This window comes from Pseudomonas sp. PDM05 (assembly GCF_014851685.1).
In the GTDB taxonomy this organism is placed as follows: Bacteria; Pseudomonadota; Gammaproteobacteria; order Pseudomonadales; family Pseudomonadaceae; genus Aquipseudomonas.
This window is the reverse complement of the sequence record NZ_JACVAC010000011.1, coordinates 79,375-96,948: the sequence shown is the minus strand read 5'-3', so window position 1 is coordinate 96,948 and position 17,574 is coordinate 79,375. Positions and strand designations below refer to the sequence as shown.

General features: G+C 60.2%; 13 protein-coding genes. 7 read left to right on the top strand and 6 right to left on the bottom strand.

Features of this window, described 5'->3' with window-relative positions; genetic code table 11:
• Window positions 1-39 precede the first annotated feature (39 nt).
• Genes IB241_RS20590 through IB241_RS20575 form a run of 4 tightly spaced genes read right to left on the bottom strand, consistent with a single transcriptional unit; the run spans window position 40 to window position 6,151 of the window.
• Window positions 40-1,233: a hybrid sensor histidine kinase/response regulator gene (locus tag IB241_RS20590; protein ID WP_192300046.1), complete on the bottom strand. Its 1,194-nt coding sequence runs from the start codon at window positions 1,231-1,233 to the stop codon at window positions 40-42.
• The gene (locus tag IB241_RS20585; protein ID WP_192300045.1) at window positions 1,227-1,826 is read right to left on the bottom strand and encodes a chemotaxis protein CheB; all 600 of its coding nucleotides are present in this window, start codon (window positions 1,824-1,826) and stop codon (window positions 1,227-1,229) included. Before IB241_RS20585 ends, IB241_RS20590 begins: the two co-directional genes overlap by 7 nt.
• On the bottom strand, window positions 1,823-2,653 hold the full coding sequence (locus IB241_RS20580) for a CheR family methyltransferase (RefSeq protein ID WP_370694898.1): 831 nt from the start codon (window positions 2,651-2,653) through the stop codon (window positions 1,823-1,825). Before IB241_RS20580 ends, IB241_RS20585 begins: the two co-directional genes overlap by 4 nt.
• Entirely contained in the window at window positions 2,654-6,151 is a 3,498-nt protein-coding gene (locus IB241_RS20575; protein ID WP_192300044.1) for a response regulator, read from the bottom strand.
• Window positions 6,152-6,405: 254 nt separating this feature from the next.
• Here IB241_RS20575 and IB241_RS20570 point away from each other — a divergent pair, with 254 nt between their 5' ends.
• The 5 genes from IB241_RS20570 (at window position 6,406) to IB241_RS20550 (ending at window position 14,373) form a co-directional block, all read left to right on the top strand.
• On the top strand, window positions 6,406-9,735 hold the full coding sequence (locus IB241_RS20570) for a hypothetical protein (protein ID WP_192300043.1): 3,330 nt from the start codon (window positions 6,406-6,408) through the stop codon (window positions 9,733-9,735).
• A gap of 136 nt (window positions 9,736-9,871) precedes the next feature.
• Window positions 9,872-10,237: a response regulator gene (locus tag IB241_RS20565; protein ID WP_192300042.1), complete on the top strand. Its 366-nt coding sequence runs from the start codon at window positions 9,872-9,874 to the stop codon at window positions 10,235-10,237.
• 147 nt (window positions 10,238-10,384) lie between these two features.
• Complete coding sequence (locus tag IB241_RS20560) at window positions 10,385-11,785, top strand: DUF1254 domain-containing protein (protein ID WP_192300041.1); 1,401 nt, start codon at window positions 10,385-10,387, stop codon at window positions 11,783-11,785.
• 30 nt (window positions 11,786-11,815) lie between these two features.
• A complete protein-coding gene (locus IB241_RS20555; RefSeq protein ID WP_192300040.1) occupies window positions 11,816-13,366 on the top strand; it encodes a J domain-containing protein in 1,551 nt (516 codons plus the stop codon).
• Window positions 13,363-14,373: a DUF3829 domain-containing protein gene (locus IB241_RS20550; RefSeq protein ID WP_192300039.1), complete on the top strand. Its 1,011-nt coding sequence runs from the start codon at window positions 13,363-13,365 to the stop codon at window positions 14,371-14,373. Before IB241_RS20555 ends, IB241_RS20550 begins: the two co-directional genes overlap by 4 nt.
• Here IB241_RS20550 and IB241_RS20545 read toward each other — a convergent pair.
• Window positions 14,370-15,041 (bottom strand): DUF3313 domain-containing protein, encoded by a 672-nt coding sequence (locus IB241_RS20545; RefSeq protein ID WP_192300038.1) that lies wholly within the window; start codon window positions 15,039-15,041, stop codon window positions 14,370-14,372. The two genes, IB241_RS20550 and IB241_RS20545, sit on opposite strands and share 4 nt — an antisense overlap.
• Window positions 15,042-15,113: 72 nt before the next feature.
• The gene (locus IB241_RS20540) at window positions 15,114-15,608 is read right to left on the bottom strand and encodes a hypothetical protein (RefSeq protein ID WP_192300037.1); all 495 of its coding nucleotides are present in this window, start codon (window positions 15,606-15,608) and stop codon (window positions 15,114-15,116) included.
• A 261-nt stretch (window positions 15,609-15,869) separates the two neighbouring features.
• On the opposite strand from IB241_RS20540, the gene ccoN reads away from it, so the two are divergent.
• Entirely contained in the window at window positions 15,870-17,297 is a 1,428-nt protein-coding gene (gene ccoN / locus IB241_RS20535) for a cytochrome-c oxidase, cbb3-type subunit I (protein WP_192300036.1), read from the top strand.
• The gene (locus IB241_RS20530; RefSeq protein ID WP_192300035.1) at window positions 17,297-17,506 is read left to right on the top strand and encodes a cbb3-type cytochrome c oxidase subunit 3; all 210 of its coding nucleotides are present in this window, start codon (window positions 17,297-17,299) and stop codon (window positions 17,504-17,506) included. Before ccoN ends, IB241_RS20530 begins: the two co-directional genes overlap by 1 nt.
• Window positions 17,507-17,574: the final 68 nt, after the last annotated feature.

Sequence of the window (17,574 nt, the reverse complement as noted above, 5' to 3'; positions counted from 1 at the left end):
GGGGTCACGCAGAAGGTTGCGTCGAGGTGACGATTGATTTCATGCCGACGCCTCGAGGGGCAGGCACACCCGGAACAGGGCGCCCTCGCCTATCTGGCTCTCGACCTCGATGGTGCCGCCATGGGCCGCAACGATCTGCTCGGAAATAAACAAGCCCAGGCCCAGGCCCGCCGCGACATGGCTGGCCGAGACGCGCTCGAATTGCTGGAAAATCCGCTTCTGGTTGTCGGCACTGATGCCGATGCCTCGGTCACGTACTTCCACCCGCGCTTCGCCGTGCTCGCTGTACACGCGCACATCCACCGGGCTTTTAGCCCCGTAGCGCAACGCGTTGGTCAGCAGGTTGGTGACCACCTGCTCGATGCGGAACTCATCCCACAGGCCCTCGACCGGCGCCTCGGCGACCAGGTGCATCGAGGAGTTGGCCGCCGCCACTTGTGGGGCGAAGTTCTCGACCAGATTGCGCACCAGTTGCGTCAGGTCAAACCGTGCCGGGCGGATCGACAGCTTGCCGGTGCGGATACGCGACACGTCGAGCATGTCTTCGATCAGGCGGATCAAGCTCTGGATCTGGCGCTCATCGCGGTCGACCATGGCGTGCATCTTGTCCAGGGTGAACGCCGCTGCGTTGTCCCGGGCCAGGTGCATCTTGCGCAGCTGGGTTTCGAGGATCAGCCCGTTGAGAGGCGTGCGCACTTCGTGGGCGACAATCGACATGAAGTCGTCACGCATGCGCACGGCCTGCTCCAGCTCGGCCTGGGTGGCCTGCAAGCGCGTCAGCAGCAGCTCCTGCTCACGGCGGCTGCGTTCCAGGGCTTCGACCTGCTGCTTCATCGCCTTGCTCTGGCGATACAGGTCGACGAACACATTGACCTTGCTCTTGACCGCGTGAATATCCAGCGGCTTGTGCAGGAAGTCGACGGCCCCGCTTTCATAGCCCTTGAACGCGTAGTTCAGCTCACGCCCGGCAGCGCTGACAAACACGATAGGGATGTTTTTGGTCTTTTCGGTGCCGCGCATCAACTCGGCGAGCTCGAAGCCGTTCATGCCGGGCATCTGGACATCGAGGATCGCCATGGCGAACTCGTGTTCCAGCAACAGCGACAAGGCCTCGTCGGCGCTCAATGCCTTGTAGACCTGGCGATCCTCGCGCTTGATCAGCGCTTCAAGGGCCAGCAGGTTTTCCGGCAGATCGTCGACGATCAGCAATTTGGCCTGGACAGTACTTAACATGGGGAATATTCCAGGGAAGCCAGCAATGAACCGATGCGGCTCAAAGTAAGAATGTGGTCAGGTGCGTGCAGCGCCAGGGCCGCCAGGGGCATCACGGCAATGCGTGCCTCCTTGGGGTCTTGCACGATGGTGGTACCACCCGATTGCTTGACGTGGGCCAGGCCGCGCGCGCCATCCTGGTTGGCGCCGGTCAGCAGGATCGCCAGCAGGCCGGCGCCATAGGCATCGGCGGCCGAGGCGAACAGGTAGTCGATGGCCGGGCGGGAATGATGCACGCGGTCTTCCTGGCTCAGGGACAGGCTGCGGTCGTTTTCTACCGACAGGTGATAACCAGGCCCGGCAAAAAACAACGTACCGGCCTCGATCAATTCCTTGTCCCGTGCTTCGCGCACCGGGATGCGCAGGCGTCGGGCAAAGACCTCGGCCAACTGGCTGCGGCGCTCGTCCGGCAGGTGCAGTACGGCAATGATCGGCAAGCCAAAGCCTGCGGGCAGCTCAGCAAAAATACCCAGCAACGCCTCGACGCCGCCGGCGGAGGCGCCGACAACGATGGCTTCAATCCCGTGAATCGGGTTGGCTGCAGCGTCGTTCATGATTTTCGGTAGATCCGTTCTTGCTTGACCAGCGGTTCGAATTGCTTGCTGTAGGCGGAGAAATCCAGGGTTTCCTTGCTGCCCAGCACCAGGAAGCCGCGATGGCACAGCGACTCATGGAATAATCCAAACGCACGATCCTGCAATTTTTTATTGAAATAAATCAATACGTTACGACACGAAATTAATTGAGTTTCCGAGAATACGCTATCGGTTGCCAAGCTGTGGTCGGCGAAGGTCACGTTCTCGCGCAATGTCTTGTCGAAGATCGCGTAATCGTAAGCCGCGGTGTAGTAGTCGGCAAATGAACGTTGCCCACCGGCCTGCTGATAATTGGCGGTGTAGGCCCGCACGTTTTCCAGGGAGAAGATCCCCTGCTTGGCTTTGTCCAGGGACGCCGGGTTGATGTCCGTGGCGTAGATGATCGTGCGTTCGAGCAAACCCTCCTCGCGCAGCAGGATGGCCATGGAGTACACCTCCTCCCCCGTGCTGCAGCCGGCGATCCAGATCTTGATCGACGGGTAGGTCTTGAGCAGCGGCACGACTTCCTGGCGGATCGCCAGAAAGTGCGAGGGGTCGCGAAACATCTCGCTCACCGGGATCGTCAGGAATTGCAGCAACTGCATGAACGCGGCCGGGTCGTGCAGCACTCGCTCCTGCAAGGCGGAGATCGTCGCGCAATCGAACTGACGCAGGGCGTGGGCCACACGGCGTTTTACCGACGCACCGGAGTAGTCGCGAAAGTCGTAGCTGTACTTGAGGTAAATCGCCTCGATCAGCAGGCGCAGCTCAATATCGCTGCTTTTTTCCAAAAAACTTCGCTCCACTTAAATGCGTTCCATCTTCGGTAGCCAGACGCGGATCAATGAGAACAGGCGGTCCAGATCAATCGGCTTGGCCAGGTAGTCATTGGAACCCGCCGCGAGGCAACGCTCCTGATCGTCCTTCATGGCCTTGGCCGTTACGGCAATGATCGGCAGCTTTTTCCAGCGCGGGTCCTGGCGGATCAAGGCCGTGGCCTCGTAACCGTCCATCTCCGGCATCATCACGTCCATCAGCACCAGGTCGATGTCCTCGACTTCATTGAGTTTGTCGATGGCTTCGTAGCCGTTACGCCCGATCACCACCACCGCGCCTTTGTGCTCCAGGGCGCTGGTCAGGGCGAAGATATTGCGCACATCGTCATCCACCAGCAGGATTTTGCGCCCCTCGAAGACCTTGTCGCGACTGCGGGCGGTCTTGAGCATCTTCTGGCGGTCATGGGACAACTGGGATTCGACTTTGTGCAGAAAGAGTGTGACTTCGTCGAGCAGGCGTTCCGGCGAGCGGGCGCCCTTGATGATGATCGAGCGCGAATACTTGCGCAGTTCGGCCTCTTCATCGCGGGTCAGGTTGCGCCCGGTATAGACAATGACCGGCGGGAACGAGCAGATGTCCTCGGTGGCCATGCGCTTGAGCAGTTCGTTGCCAAGCATGTCCGGCAGCTTGAGGTCAATGATCATGCAGTCGTAGACGTTGGTGCGCAGCAGGTCGAGGGCGGCCTGGGCGAAGCCGACGTCGGTGATCTCGATGTCATCGTCGCCGATCAGGCGGGCAATGCTGTCACGTTGCAGGTCATCGTCCTCCACCAGCAGCACGCGCTTGACCTTCTGGGTCAACTTGGCTTCCAGGCGCGCAAACACGTCCTTGAGCTCTTCGCGGGTGGTGGGTTTGACCGCGTAGCCGATGGCTCCCATGTGCATGGCGGCTTCGACGCGGTCTTCCACGGAAATCACGTGCACCGGGATGTGGCGTGTGTTGGCGTGTTCCTTGAGGCGTTGCAGCACGGTGAGCCCGGAATGGTCCGGTAGGCGCATGTCCAGCAGGATTGCGTCAGGCAGATACTCTTCGGCGAGGTTGTAGCCCTCGTCCGCACCATGGGCCACCAGGCACTGATAACCGAGCTCGTGGGCCAGATCGAACAGGATGCGCGCAAAGTTCGGCTCGTCTTCCACCACCAGGATGCAGCGTGTAGCGAACGGCGCTTTGTCACGGTCGTCGGCGAAGCGTGGGATCAATGTGGCATCGGCCACCGGCAGCGGCGAGACCTTCACCGGCGCCGGTGCCGGCACTACCACGACTTGGCGCGGAGCTTCGATGGGGGCGGCGTCTTCCCCGCGCTCCACATATTGCTCCGGCAGCACCAGGGTGAACACGCTGCCCTCGCCCGGCACGCTGGTGACGCTGATGTAGCCACCGAGCAGGGTCGCCAGGTCGCGGGAAATCGACAGGCCCAGCCCGGTGCCGCCGTAACGGCGGTTGGTGGTGCCGTCGGCCTGGCGGAAGGCTTCGAAGATGCTTTCCTGTTGGTCCGGCGCAATCCCGATCCCCGAATCGCGCACGGTAAAGGCGATGCCCTCCCCTGACGCGCCGGACACCGACAGACTCACCTCGCCCTGTTCGGTGAACTTGACCGCGTTGGATAGCAGGTTCTTGAGGATCTGTTCCAGACGCTGGCGGTCGGTGAACAGCATCGCGGGGGCATCGTCCTGTATATCGACCTGGAAGCCCAGCTTGCGGTCCGCCGCCAGGGGCTCGAACATGCCGCGCAGGCCGTCGACCAGGCGGGCGACGCTGGAAGTCTCCGGACGCACTTCCAGTTTGCCGGCCTCGACCTTGGAAATATCAAGGATGTCGTTGATCAGGTTGAGCAGGTCATTGCCGGCGGAATAGATCGATTCGGCGAACTTGACCTGCTCGGCGCTGAGGTTCTCCTGCGGGTTTTCCGCGAGCAGTTTGGCCAGGATCAACGAGCTGTTCAGCGGTGTGCGCAGCTCGTGGGACATATTGGCGAGGAATTCGGACTTGTACTTGCTCGAGCGCGTCAACTCGTCGGCGCGGTCTTCCAGTTCGAGTTGGGCCTGGCTCAACTCGGCGTTCTTGCGATCCAACGCATCGCGCTGGTCTGCAAGCACCTGGGTCTGCTCGGCCAGTTGCTCGTTGGTCTGTTCCAGCTCGGCCTGCTGGATTTCCAGGTGGGTCTGGGACTCCTTGAGGATGCGCGACTGTTCTTCGAGCTCTTCGTTGGCGGTCTTGAGCTCTTCCTGCTGCACTTGCAGCTCTTCGTTGAGCTGCTGGGTCTCGGCCAGCACTTCCTGCAAACGTTGGCGATAACGTGCGGCTTCGATGGACGTACCGATGTTGCCGGCGATCAGTTCCAGCAGCTCGACGTCACGTTCTTCCAGCGGGCGCAGGAAACCCAGCTCGACCACGCCATTGACACGGTCGTCGTCGCTGGTGGGCATGACCAGAACGCTACGGGTCGGGCCTTCGCCCAGGCCGGAGCTGACCTTGAAGTAATCCACCGGCACATCGTCCAAGCGAATCAGGCGATCAAGCTGGACGGCTTGCCCAACGATGCCTTCGTCGCTGTAGATCGCCTGTTCCAGTTGCTCCTGCTCGCGGGAAAAACCATAGGTGGCCACACGCCTGAGGCCGCCGTGTTCTTCGCGGACATACAGCGCGGCGACAACCGAGCCCATGTACTGGGCAAAAAATTGCAGGATATTGCGGCCCAGCATGTTCAGCGTCAGTTGGCCGAGCACTTGCTCTGCCAGCTCGGTCTGGCCGTTACGCAGCCACGCTTGCTGCTCCAGACGCCGTGCGATCTTCTGTTGAGACGCGAGGTTTGCGGCATAACTGGTTGACAAAGATAGTAAATTCTTCCTGCCAACGTAGGCTAGAAACCCGCTCAAGCCGAGTACGAACGCCAGGTACAGCGTGACGCTGATCACCGTGGCGCGGGTGACTTGTTCGTTGCGCGAGAGCCGGAACTGCTGCTCCATTGCCACCGCGTCGTCGTATTCCTTGCGGATCTCATCGGTCAGGCGCTTGCCCCGACCGGCCTTGACCGCGCTGCGGTAGTCACCGGAGTGGCGCTGCATATCAATCATCGATTGAGCGTAATTGTTCCACTCGTTTTGCAGGGCTTCGAGGCGCTTGAGGCGGTCGAGTTGCTGCGGGTTGTCCGCCACCAGCTCCTGCAAGTTGCGCAAGTCGGCAATGATGCGCGGCTTGGCGACCTCATAAGGGTCGAGGAAATGCTCGTCACCCGTGATCAAGAAACCGCGCATGCCGGTTTCCAGGTCAACCGTGAGTTTTGACGATTCATTGAGGTTGTTGATCACCCGATCGGTGTGTTCAACCCACTGGATTACCGACAACAGATAGGTAATCAAGCACACGAAAAACACCGCACTGAGCACGCCCACACCCAATGGCAGTGCCACATTTCGGCTCAGGAGAGTACGGAAGCTCTTTTCATCGACAGACGTCGCGGGAGTCATAGGCATGCCTTGGCCGAGTGGGGAAAAACCGGGAGTTTGCCCCAAAGGTGGGCCAGAGGCCATGTTTGCCCGTCGTTTTTACTCGAATGCCTTACCACGCGCTTACGGGGAGCCACACAGTCTTAAACGAAATTTCGCTCCTCTTGCAGGAACGCTCACCTCATTTCGGGCAACCCATGGCACACCGACACGATAAAAGTGTGCCCCGCCGGCACCTCTCCTCCCTTCGCAGGTACGCCCAAATGATAACAGGCATGCTCCCGTACGGAATTTCCAGCGCTTACGACCGTTTCCATTCCGCGCCCGTCACCGTGACCGAAGGGCAAGATCCCCCGGACGCCGACGCGTTGCCCAACGCTCAGCATTCACAACCTGTCACTCCTCCCCCCTTGGTAGCGCTTGCCAATTCGGCGAGGAACACGGTTAACCCCCATCCACTGGGCGACTTGAGTGGCGCTCTGTCCTGGCCAATACCGTTGAGTAACGACGAGCAGGCGCGCCTGACAGCGTTCGCTCAACGTCATACCCATCACCTTGGAACCCAACCATCGGTTGCGAGCACACCGGGGGGGATACTGGAGTTCCTGCGCTATCAGCTACCGCTCTCGCCACAGACCTTGAACAGTCCGGCCAAGCTGCTGGACGCTCTGCTCAACAGCCCAGCAGCCAAATTGATGGGAAAGGCGCTGCGGGAACATATGCAAGGCATTGCAACAGAACGCAGCGATACCGATTACCTGCTCGCCGCCATCAACCTTCAGCTAGACCCGGACCTAGCCACAGCGCTTGACCGGAACAAAGTGGCCGGTTTCGACCTGGCGGCCCAAGCGCATATCGGTCAGCCTGCGTCGGTGGTGGTTGAGCGCTTGCAACAGCACCTGGTCGCTCAAGGCCGGTCCAGCCTCGCCACGGCTGGGGCCGATGCCCGTCTGCTACTGGCGAGCCGAGCGCCTGCATTCTTGATCAAAGACATTCCCAGCAACATCACCTACGGCAGCCCGGCCTGGCTCAACCTGGCCGTTGCAGCGACAACCGTTGACGCCCAGACGCCCGGAAAGGTCCCCAACATGACCTTTCTCCAAGTTATGCAAGCAGCCGAATTGGCCGCGCAGTCCAATCCAGCCGTTACCGAAAGTGCACAAAAAGCCGCCCTGTTGGACTGGGGCAGCGCCCACGGCGTGGTAGCCAGGAAAGCCGATCACCTCTACACCCCTGAAGATATGAAGACATTGTTCGATACGTTCAATGCCCGTATTGCGCAGATGCGTGGCGCCACAGAAACCTTGGATAAAGCGTTGCCATCGCGCAGGGAGATGGCACTGGCGGAGCTGAGCAGGCGCTTCCCCGGCAAAGAAGCGTTATTCGAAGTCAAAGCCATCAAGGTGCTGCAACGTTACTTTCCCGATAACGGATCACCTGCGAGAGAAACCGTTATTTTAGCCGGCGAGCACTCGATGCTTGATGTCGCCATGATGAGCCTGAAGGACAAAAACCTGGTTTTTCGCTCGAAGGACAGCCGGCTTCCGATGGCCGAGCTGAACGCCAATAAACGGTTCAGGGTCCTCGACGCGTTTGAAGCCGAATTTGCCAAGGGGATCGAAGACAAGAAAAAAGCCGTCAGCACCAGCATCCAGCACCTGATAGCTCAACTACCTCTGGAAGACCGACAGAACTTCGAATATGGCGAAGTCCGGTTCTTTCAAAACAAGGCCTACCAGTTAGGCACCGGTTTTTCTGATCAAACCCCACTTCCAACCGACAAGGCGCTGATGGTCAGCGTCAAGCACAATGGCAAGACCACCGCGTACTCAATCGACTTTGACAAAGGCAGCATCACCCATGCCTTGCCTTGGCAGGCAGAGGTCCGCGAGAAGCGAGATGGCAGTAGAGTCAGCAAAACCGAAACGTTCGGCGATACCCTCCTGGCCCGCGCAGCGCCAAGGTCGTTGGAGGCTATCCCGGACAGCTTTGCTTCGCCGCGTACCCAGGCGATTGCCGACACATTTGTCAAACATCTTGACCTTGACAGTCAAGACATCAAAGACCATGCCAAAGGCTCTACCACCGAAGACCTGCGCAATAGGCAGATTGCCAGCATCGTCGATGTCATGCTGGACGTGATCCCCTTTCGCTCGGCTATTGTCAACTTCCAAAAGGGCAATTTCGGCGATGGTGCATTTGATCTGGCCTTGGATATTTTCGGTTTTCTCACCGCTGGTGCAGGCACAGTCGGCAAGGCCGTCAAGATTGGCAATTCGACACTCTCTACGGCGACCAAAGCCTACAAGGTCAGCAAAGTCATCGGTGCGGCCGCAATCAGCACGTTGAACCCCCTCAGTGGCGCGGGTGACTTGGCGCTGGGCACCGCCCGGCTCGCCAGCAACGGTCTCAAGCGAATTGGCGCCAGAATGCTGCAAGGCATCAATGAGCTGCGGGGGGCAACCGGTAGCTATGACGTGCTCAAAGCCGCCAGCAAACAGCACACCTTGGCGGCATATGGCACCCTCCCTGTGGACGGCCAAAGCGTAGCAAGCGGCGCCGTGCTCAAGGATGGCAAGTGGCATGCCTTTGATGTCGACAAGATGCAGCCTTATGGGGGGGCCTTGCAGGGCTTTGTGCCGACTGCCGTTGCGCAGGACGGTGCAGTCAAGGCGCTTGATAAGCATCTGCTCAATTGGTTGGCCACGGTGGTTGCCCCGAACCCACCCACCCAGGATCTTCCATTGGTATTTCAGAGGGTCGTCAGCCAGGCGAAGGCGATCGATGAGGTGTCTTATTTGCGTGGATACACTTCAGGCAGGCCGGACGACATCCCAGGGTATTTTCCATCCATGAACCTGGAGCAACTCAAAGAGTTGGCTGTCGACAAGCATCGAACGCCTGAGCAGGTGGGAACTTTGTACAGGGCCTTAGAAAAGAAACGCATCGAAATCAGCCTTAGTAACTCGAAGATATTCAGTGACGAAATGCGCGCGGCGGGTGGAACGTTGACCCCCATGCCCCAAGGCTTTTATTTGAGCCAGGCAGACGTCCTCTCCGAGGGCGAATGCGCCGTGCTCGCCAATGCCATGGCGCTGGCGATTGAAAATAACAAGTCAGATACATTGATCGGGAATTTCTTTACCTCGATTGCCGATCTGGACAATCCCAAATCGATCAAATTTCGCCAGGACCTGACCCGTTTCCAAGGCATCCTGGAAAACCGCGTTCATGGTCTGCAAACACCCACGCAGGCTGGCCATCAGACGATCATTGACGATTTGGCCAACGCAGCGGCACCGACAAAGCTGCTGATTCGCGACCGTGGCCATGTAGTACTGGCCGGGATGAGTATGCAGAACAACACAAAGCAATGGTTTTACTACGACCCCAACTTCGGCCTGGTCAAGTTCCCGACTGAAGAGGCAATGAGGAAGGGCCTGGAAAGCGCGCTGAGCAGCGGCCGCTCGAATGTGCTGATGCAGCCTTATGGCGCAGACAGAGCCCGCCCTGAGTACAAATATGCCGAGTTCAACGAGTTGGAGTTGATGCAGAGTACGGGCAGTATCACCAGCCTGCATGGCTTGTTTAGCACGGCGATATGACGGGCGGGACATTCGTTGGGGATACCGGCACAATGCCGTGCCTGTTTCGGGAACTTGCCGGGCTTGATACGACTCACTAGAGAATCGTCTGTCAACTGACCAAGACCGGCACCTTCACTTTTCAGGAATTTTCACTATGCCCCCGCTCGCCTCCACCATCCTTGTAGTCGAAGATGACGCCATCGTGCGCATGCTGATCGTCGACGTGCTCGAAGAACTGGAGTTCAGTGTGCTTGAGGCCGCGGATGCCGAAGAAGCGCTGGCGTTGGTCAACAATCTGGATCAACCGATCGACCTGATGATGACCGACGTCGGCCTGCCAGACATGGACGGCAAGCAACTGGCGGCCAAGGTACGTGAGCTACGCCCCGCGCTGCCGATCCTGTTTGCCAGCGGCTATGCGGAAAACATTGATGTACCCCCTGGCATGCAGGTGATCGGCAAGCCGTTCTCCATCGACCAGTTACGTGACAAGGTCCAGTCGATCCTGCGCACCGCCTGACGCCAACGCCGTACCAGTGCCGCCTGCCCGGGCGGCATTTTTGCATGGGCCGGTCAGGGATTAACGTGACGTTGGGCCAATAAAATTGGAAACTCGGCGCTCTGATTCCCCGCCCTCTAAATAAGCTCTCTGGAAGGACGCAACAACATGATTGGAAAACCGACGCGCCTGCTGTTGGCGAGCCTCTCGATACTCATGAGTACCGGCGCCCTGGCCGACTTCACCGCCAGCCCCGCCGAAGCCCGCGCCATTGCCAAGGAAGCCTATCTGTACGGCTACCCGGTGGTGGCGATGTACAAGACGCTCTACACCCAGGCCGTTGATAAAGGCGGTGCCAACTTCAAGGCGCCGTTCAATCGCATCGCCAATTCCGCCCAGGTGCTCACTCCCAAGGACTCCGCCGTCTCCTCCCCCAACGTGGACACGCCCTACTCCTTCGTCTGGATGGACCTGCGCAAGGAACCCCAGGTACTGACCCTGCCCAAGATCGACGACAACCGTTACTACTCGGTGCAGTTGATCGACCTGTATACGCAGAACTTCGCCTACCTGGGTACCCGCAGCACAGGCAACAATGGCGGCCACTACATGGTCGCAGGCCCGGGCTGGAAAGGTCAGCAGCCGGTGGACATCGACCGCGTGCTCTACAGCGAAAGCAATATTGCCTACGCCCTGTACCGCACGCAGCTGTTCGATGAAAAAGACCTGGGCAAGGTCAAGCAGATCCAGGGCGGCTACAAAGTGCAGCCCCTGAGCAGCTACGTGAAACAGCCGGCCCCGGCCGCCGCGCCCAGGATCGAATGGCCCAAGCCCATGGCCACCATGACCGAAGGCCCGCAGCTGTTCCGCTACCTGAACTTCATGCTGGCGTTTGCTGCGCCCCAGGACAGCGAAAAAGACCTGTTGGCCCGCTTCGCCAAGATCGGCATCGCCGCAGGTGCGCCATTCAAGGTCAACCAGTTGAGCGCAGAACAGCGTAAAGCCCTTGAGGACGGAATCAGCGATGCCCGGGCCGAGTTCGCCGCCTTCAAGAAGGACAAGCTCGACACCAACCAGGTGACCAGGGCCGATCTCTACGGTAGCCGCGACCGCCTCAAGAACAATTACCTCTACCGCTACGCCGGCGCCGACCAAGGGCTTTTCGGCAGTTCCAGCGATGAAATCGCGCACCTGAAGTACGTCCTCGACAGTGACGGCAAACCGGCCAACGGCGCGCGCCACAGCTACACCGTACACTTCGCCAAGGACCAACTGCCGCCGACCGATGCGTTCTGGTCGCTGACCATGTACGACGCCAAGACCAAGCAGCTGGTGCCCAACCACAAGAAACGCTACGTGATCAATTCACGCATGTTGGCAGACCTCAAGCCTGACGCCGATGGCGGCCTGACGCTGGCGTTGCAGCACCACGAGCCGCCGAAAGCCGAGCAAAGCAACTGGCTGCCCGCCCCGACCGGGCCGTTCTACGCAGTGCTGCGCATCTATCTGCCCAAGCCTGAAGTAGGGAGCGGCCAGTGGAAACTGCCGCCGCTGACACCGCTCAAGTAACACCCTGCTGTTTATGGAGTTGTACTGCATATGACTTGCTGGAATGTCCTCGGCCTCACCCCGGACGCCGATAGCCGCGCAATCAAGCGTCAATACGCGGCGTTACTGAAAAAGACCCGTCCGGATGACGACCCCGAGGGCTTCCAGCGCTTGCGCGAAGCCTATGAAGCGGCGTTGGCGTGGAGTGCGCAAGCGTACGACGAGGCCCCCGAGGTGCTGGTCGAGGAAACGGGCACCAGCCTCGACCAGCGCTATCAAGCCGCGATGGCCGACGGCACGCTGCTGCTCTTCGAGATTCACCTGTTGCAACGCAGTGTCGACGGCGAACTCGACGCCGCCGACACCCGGTGGGCGTTCGAAACGTTCAATTGGATGACGGCCTGGCAGCGCCTGGAACTGCCCGTTGCATTGATGCAAACCCTGGAATACCAACAACGCACCGCATTGCAAAAACCTCTGTACGAAGCCCTTGAGCAGCAACACGACGAGGCATTCCTCGCCGCCTATGCCGCACGGAACGAGCGCACGTGGGTGAGCAAATACCCCCACGCCGACTGGTTCAATGAATGGCTGGCCAGGCTGCTGGCAAACAACCGTTATTGGTCGAGCGCGGTGTTTGACGCGGTCTGCGTCGGCCAGGGCTGGCACGGTGGCGCGGACCACAGCTGCCCTGCCGATGAGTGGGCGTTGCTGCTGCGCCGCCAGCAGGCACCGCTGTTCCTGGCCCAGCAGCGTGCACTGGCCGAACAGCCGCCCTACAGCCCTCAGCAACGCGCCGCCCGCTTGCTGTTGGCGCCGATGACACTCGGTCAGCGTCGCGCATTTGCCCAGCGCTTGGATGAAGACGACTGGCAGGCTTGTCAGGCACTCAGCGCGGACATCTACGCCGAACACGTCGCCGTGGCCGAAGCGATGCCCGGTGGCACCGTGTATTTCTGGCAAGGTTGGGACAAGGGCCTGGACACCTGGCCATGGTTGGTGGCGCTGCTGTTGGCGTGTGTGGTCGGTACCTTCGGGCAGGCCGACACCTTGCACGGCAACGTCGTCCCGACTGTCGGCCAAGGGCTGCTGTGGTCGCTGGCCTTTGCAATAGGCGCGGGTGTGGCATGGCAGGTCTGGCGGCCGCTGGCGCATCAATATCGCTTGCACGACGAGCGCTTGAGCCAGCGCCTGCCGCGCTGGCTCAGCCCCACTCACCTGCCCTTGCTGCCGCTTCGTGATCTGCTGCCCGGTGGGGTGCTCGTCGCCGTCCTCGGTTACTGGTTCGGCCCCCTCGCCAGCCTGACCCTGGTGCTGGCACTGGCGCTGATCGGCGCAGTCAAGCGGCCGTTCATGAACCAACACACGCCGTGGTCCGTGCGCAACCCGCGCAGGACCAACCTCGCTATTGCGCTGTGCGTCGTCGGCGGCATCGCGCTGTACGGCGGCTTGAAGATGCTCGACAACCACTACCTGGTCACCCGCAATCAAGGCCTGCAACAGTGGACCGAGCGTTTGTGCAGCCGCATGCCGCGCACCGCCGAACACTGTCAGGCCCCTGCGACGCAGGAGCAGTGGTATGGCCAGGAGGCTGCACAATGAATTCCAATTGGTTTATTGCCCTCGGCATTGCGCTGGTCATGGGGCTGTTTGGCCTCGCCGGTGCCGCCAAGCAAGTGCAACTGGTCGGGTTGTGGTGGGACCAACGCGATGGCGCCGACACGGCAATGGCCAGCGCGCTGGCACCGCTCATCGATTGCGTCAACCGCGTCGACCGCGATACGCGGCTGGTGTACTACCGCCGCGCCAACCCGAACCTCAGCGATGGGCAGTCAACACTGCACCCCGCCGGCTATCCGCACAACCGCAGCGAATTCGGCGATACCACCGAGCCCGACGCGCGGACGATCCAGAAAGATGCCTGCGGTGAAAACATCACGCTCAAACTCAAGAGCCAGCAACCCGGGAGCCGCTTGATCGGCGTAGCCGAGCGGTTCGTGCCAAGCCTGAATGCCATCACCGGGTTGATCTACGTGTCCAAGTCGTCCCAGCCACAGTCGGCGGCCTACGAACGATTGTTCAACGACAACATGTTGGCGCTGCTCAGGGAGAACATGCTCAAAGAAGGCGCGGCCTACACGTCGATCTCTGCCGAGCTGCGCCGCGCGCTGGAACGCGAGGAACAGCGCTTGCGACCCGCGCAACTGACCCTGCTAAAAGCTCGTTTCGGCGAGGACCTGCACTGGCACGTGCTCAATTACATGATCACGGCGCGCCAGGCAATCAACCAGGTCGACCAGGGCATGCGCAACGCCAGCCTCACGCCCCAAGCGCTGGCGACGCTGGCGGCCGCCGTACAAGTGGCTGGCGAGAACACTGAACGCTTCACCAAGGGTGTCCCGCGCACCGCCCGCGACGAGGACGCAGCCTACCTCTGGTACAGCGTCAAACCGAGCGTCGACGCCTACCTTGAGGCGATGCATGCGTTGCTCAACGATTGGCTTGATCACGCGTCGCCGCAGCAACTGAGCGACGACTATTACGTCGTCGCCCGCCGCTATGACAGCCTGCTCAGCTACTACAATCGCCAGGCGCGCAACACGTTCTAGGGTCTTTTCAGCTTTACATAAGACTGATGCAGGTCTGATGCCCAGCCATCGATCACACTTTTGACGTCATCGGCCTTCATTACCTGCGCATCGTTGGCCAACGGCTTGCCGGTGCCTTTGCGCACCACTTGGGCAAGCACCTTGCCGCTGGCCCCGTCGAGAAACTGTGCCTCAGTGCCCAGCGTGGTTTCCTGGTCACGGATACCCGCGCCGGTACTTACCGCCGCCACGGCCAGCGCCACCGGAATGTACTCGTAAGGCTTGAGCGCTTCGGTCTTGCTGCTGACGGCGGTAATCGCTGCGCGCACCACGACCACCCCGGGGCCTGGGGCCTTGGCCAGCGGCAGGGATTTCTCCAGTTCACGCTTGAGCGCCTGGTTGTAGTAGGCGTTGATGCCGTTGAGGGTGCTGTCGGGAATTTTTGCGGTGGCTTGGGGCTTGGGGTAGAACTGGGTCGGCTCGATAAACACCGCGTGGTAGCGGCTCAGGTCGAGCTTGGGATCGACCCAGCGCATCACGTCGGCGCCCGACGGCGACTTGGCCTCCTTGAGCTGGCTGTAGTCGGAAAGAAACCCGGAATATTCATCCGGTTGCGTGATTTTGCTGGCGCAGCCTGCCATTGCGATGGAGGCAACGCACAGCGCGCTGAGCATTAGTCTTGGTTTCATCACGGCACTCCTTGGCGATCATCACTGAAACATCGAGCTGTAGGTATAGCCAACTCTGGAGAAATAGCCGGCTCAGTTGCGTTCACGTGGAATCAGGCCCTGTAACTGCGAGGCCAGGAAATTCGCATCAAAGCCAAAGGTGTCCGGGTCTTTGAGGCCGTTGGTTTTCTTCCATAACCAGTCGTTTTTATCCGCTGGCAACACCAGCGAGACACTGCCGTGACGCGCGGCCGTCAGGCCCATTACCGCCACCGAGATCAAGCCGCCCGCGCCCATGACATCCGGTACAAACTCCACGGTCTTGCCGGTGATCTGCACGTTCAGCTTCTCGGTCTTGAAGGTCGAGGTCTCCACCGGGACGCTCGGGCCGCTCGCCACATAAGCTTCTCGGTGGACTTCAAGCAACCCGACTGCCTTGACCGGCTCCAGCCACTGCTCAATCTGCCCGAACAACTCGCCAAGCTTTTGCGCCCAACGGGCCGACTGCACATCGAATTGCTGTTTTTTGTACGCTTCGGTGTCGGCGTAATGACGAAGCATCTCGCCCAGTTGCTGTACATCGTCCATTGCGGAACTCCTTGGGTGAGCCAGGTCGCGAGGGCTGATCATGGCAGATGCCGTCACACACCGTACGATTAAAGCCCGGGGCCATTGCGGTGCAGTACGATAAAAGCGCAGGTCCCGCGATAAACAGCGGATCAGCGCCGCCAGTGGCCTTGTTTTCATAGCAAACAAACTGATCCGCATTAATGAGCTTTTACTGAGGCTGTTTTGTTTTTGTCACTCTTCCTACAGTGCCCGCCACTTGGAACCGTGGGAGGACTGAGCATGAGCACAGCAACAATCGGGCAGGCCTATAACTATAAAGTCGTCCGTCAATTCGTCATTGCCACCATCGTCTGGGGTGTTGTCGGCATGGCCATGGGCGTGTGGATCGCTTCGCAGCTGGTCTGGCCGCAAATGAACCTTGATCTGCCCTGGACCACCTTTGGCCGCCTGCGGCCCTTGCACACCAGCCTGGTGATTTTTGGCTTCGCCGGCAGCGCACAGTTTGCCGCCAGCTATTACGCGGTGCAGCGCACTTGCCAGGTGCGGCTGTTTTCCGACCGCTTGGCCGCGTTTACCTTTTGGGGCTGGCAGGCGGTCATCGTGATCATGCTGGTCAGCCTGCCGCTGGGCTACACCACCACCAAGGAGTACGCCGAAATCGAGTTCTCCGGTGCGGTGTGGATGGCGGTGGTGTGGGTAGCCTACGCAGTGGTGTTTTTCACCACCGTGGTACGGCGCAAAACCCGGCATATCTACGTGGGCAACTGGTTTTTCGGCGCGTTTATCCTGGTGATCGCCATGTTGCACGTGGTCAATCACCTGGCGATCCCGGTGGATTGGTTCAAGTCCTACCCGGTGTATTCCGGGGCGACCGATGCGATGGTGCAGTGGTGGTACGGACATAACGCCGTAGGGTTTTTCCTGACGACGGGCTTCCTCGGGATGATGTACTACTTCGTGCCGAAACAAGTCGGGCGGCCGGTGTATTCCTATCGCCTGTCCATCGTGCACTTCTGGGCATTGATCACCCTGTATATCTGGGCAGGGCCCCACCATTTGCACTACACCGCGCTGCCGGACTGGGCGCAGTCACTGGGCATGGCAATGTCGCTGATCCTGCTGGCGCCGAGTTGGGGCGGGATGATCAACGGCATGATGACCTTGTCCGGCGGTTGGCATCAGTTGCGCACCGACCCGATCCTGCGTTTTTTGGTGCTGTCGCTGGCGTTCTACGGCATGTCCACGTTCGAGGGCCCGATGATGGCGATCAAGACCGTCAACGCCCTGTCCCACTACACCGACTGGACCATCGGCCACGTGCACGCCGGCGCCCTCGGCTGGGTGGCGATGATCACGTTCGGCTCGCTGTACCACATGGTCCCCAAGGTGTTCGGCCGCGAACAGATGCACAGTGTGCCGCTGATCAACCTGCACTTCTGGCTGGCGACCATCGGCACGGTGCTGTACATCGCCTCGATGTGGGTCAACGGTATTACCCAGGGCCTGATGTGGCGGGCGGTGAACGATGACGGCACCCTCACCTACTCGTTTGTCGAAGCCTTGCAGGCCAGCCATCCGGGGTTTGTCGTACGTTTCGCCGGTGGCGTGTTTTTCCTGACGGGCATGCTGCTGATGGCCTACAACACCTGGCGGACGGTGCGCAGCGCCGACGTGCGCATGGCCCAGTTAGATGCGCGAATCGCCTGATGTGGGGCTGGTTGCTGTTGATGTGCCTGTATGGCGCCGTGGAGTACTGCTTGCGCGGGCAATCGGAGCAGAGTCTGGATGACGCCAGCCTGCTCCCCTTCGCCGACGATCCCGAGGTGGCACAACGGGTGGAGCAGGCCACCGGCAAACAGGTCAACGCGGTTGCACCGGAACATGCCAAACCGGGCTGGATCAACCTCGACATGTGAAACTGCACCGGCGATTTGGCGGGCAACTGCGTATGACTAATCCGTGGTCGATGGGTAAGGTGGGCCGA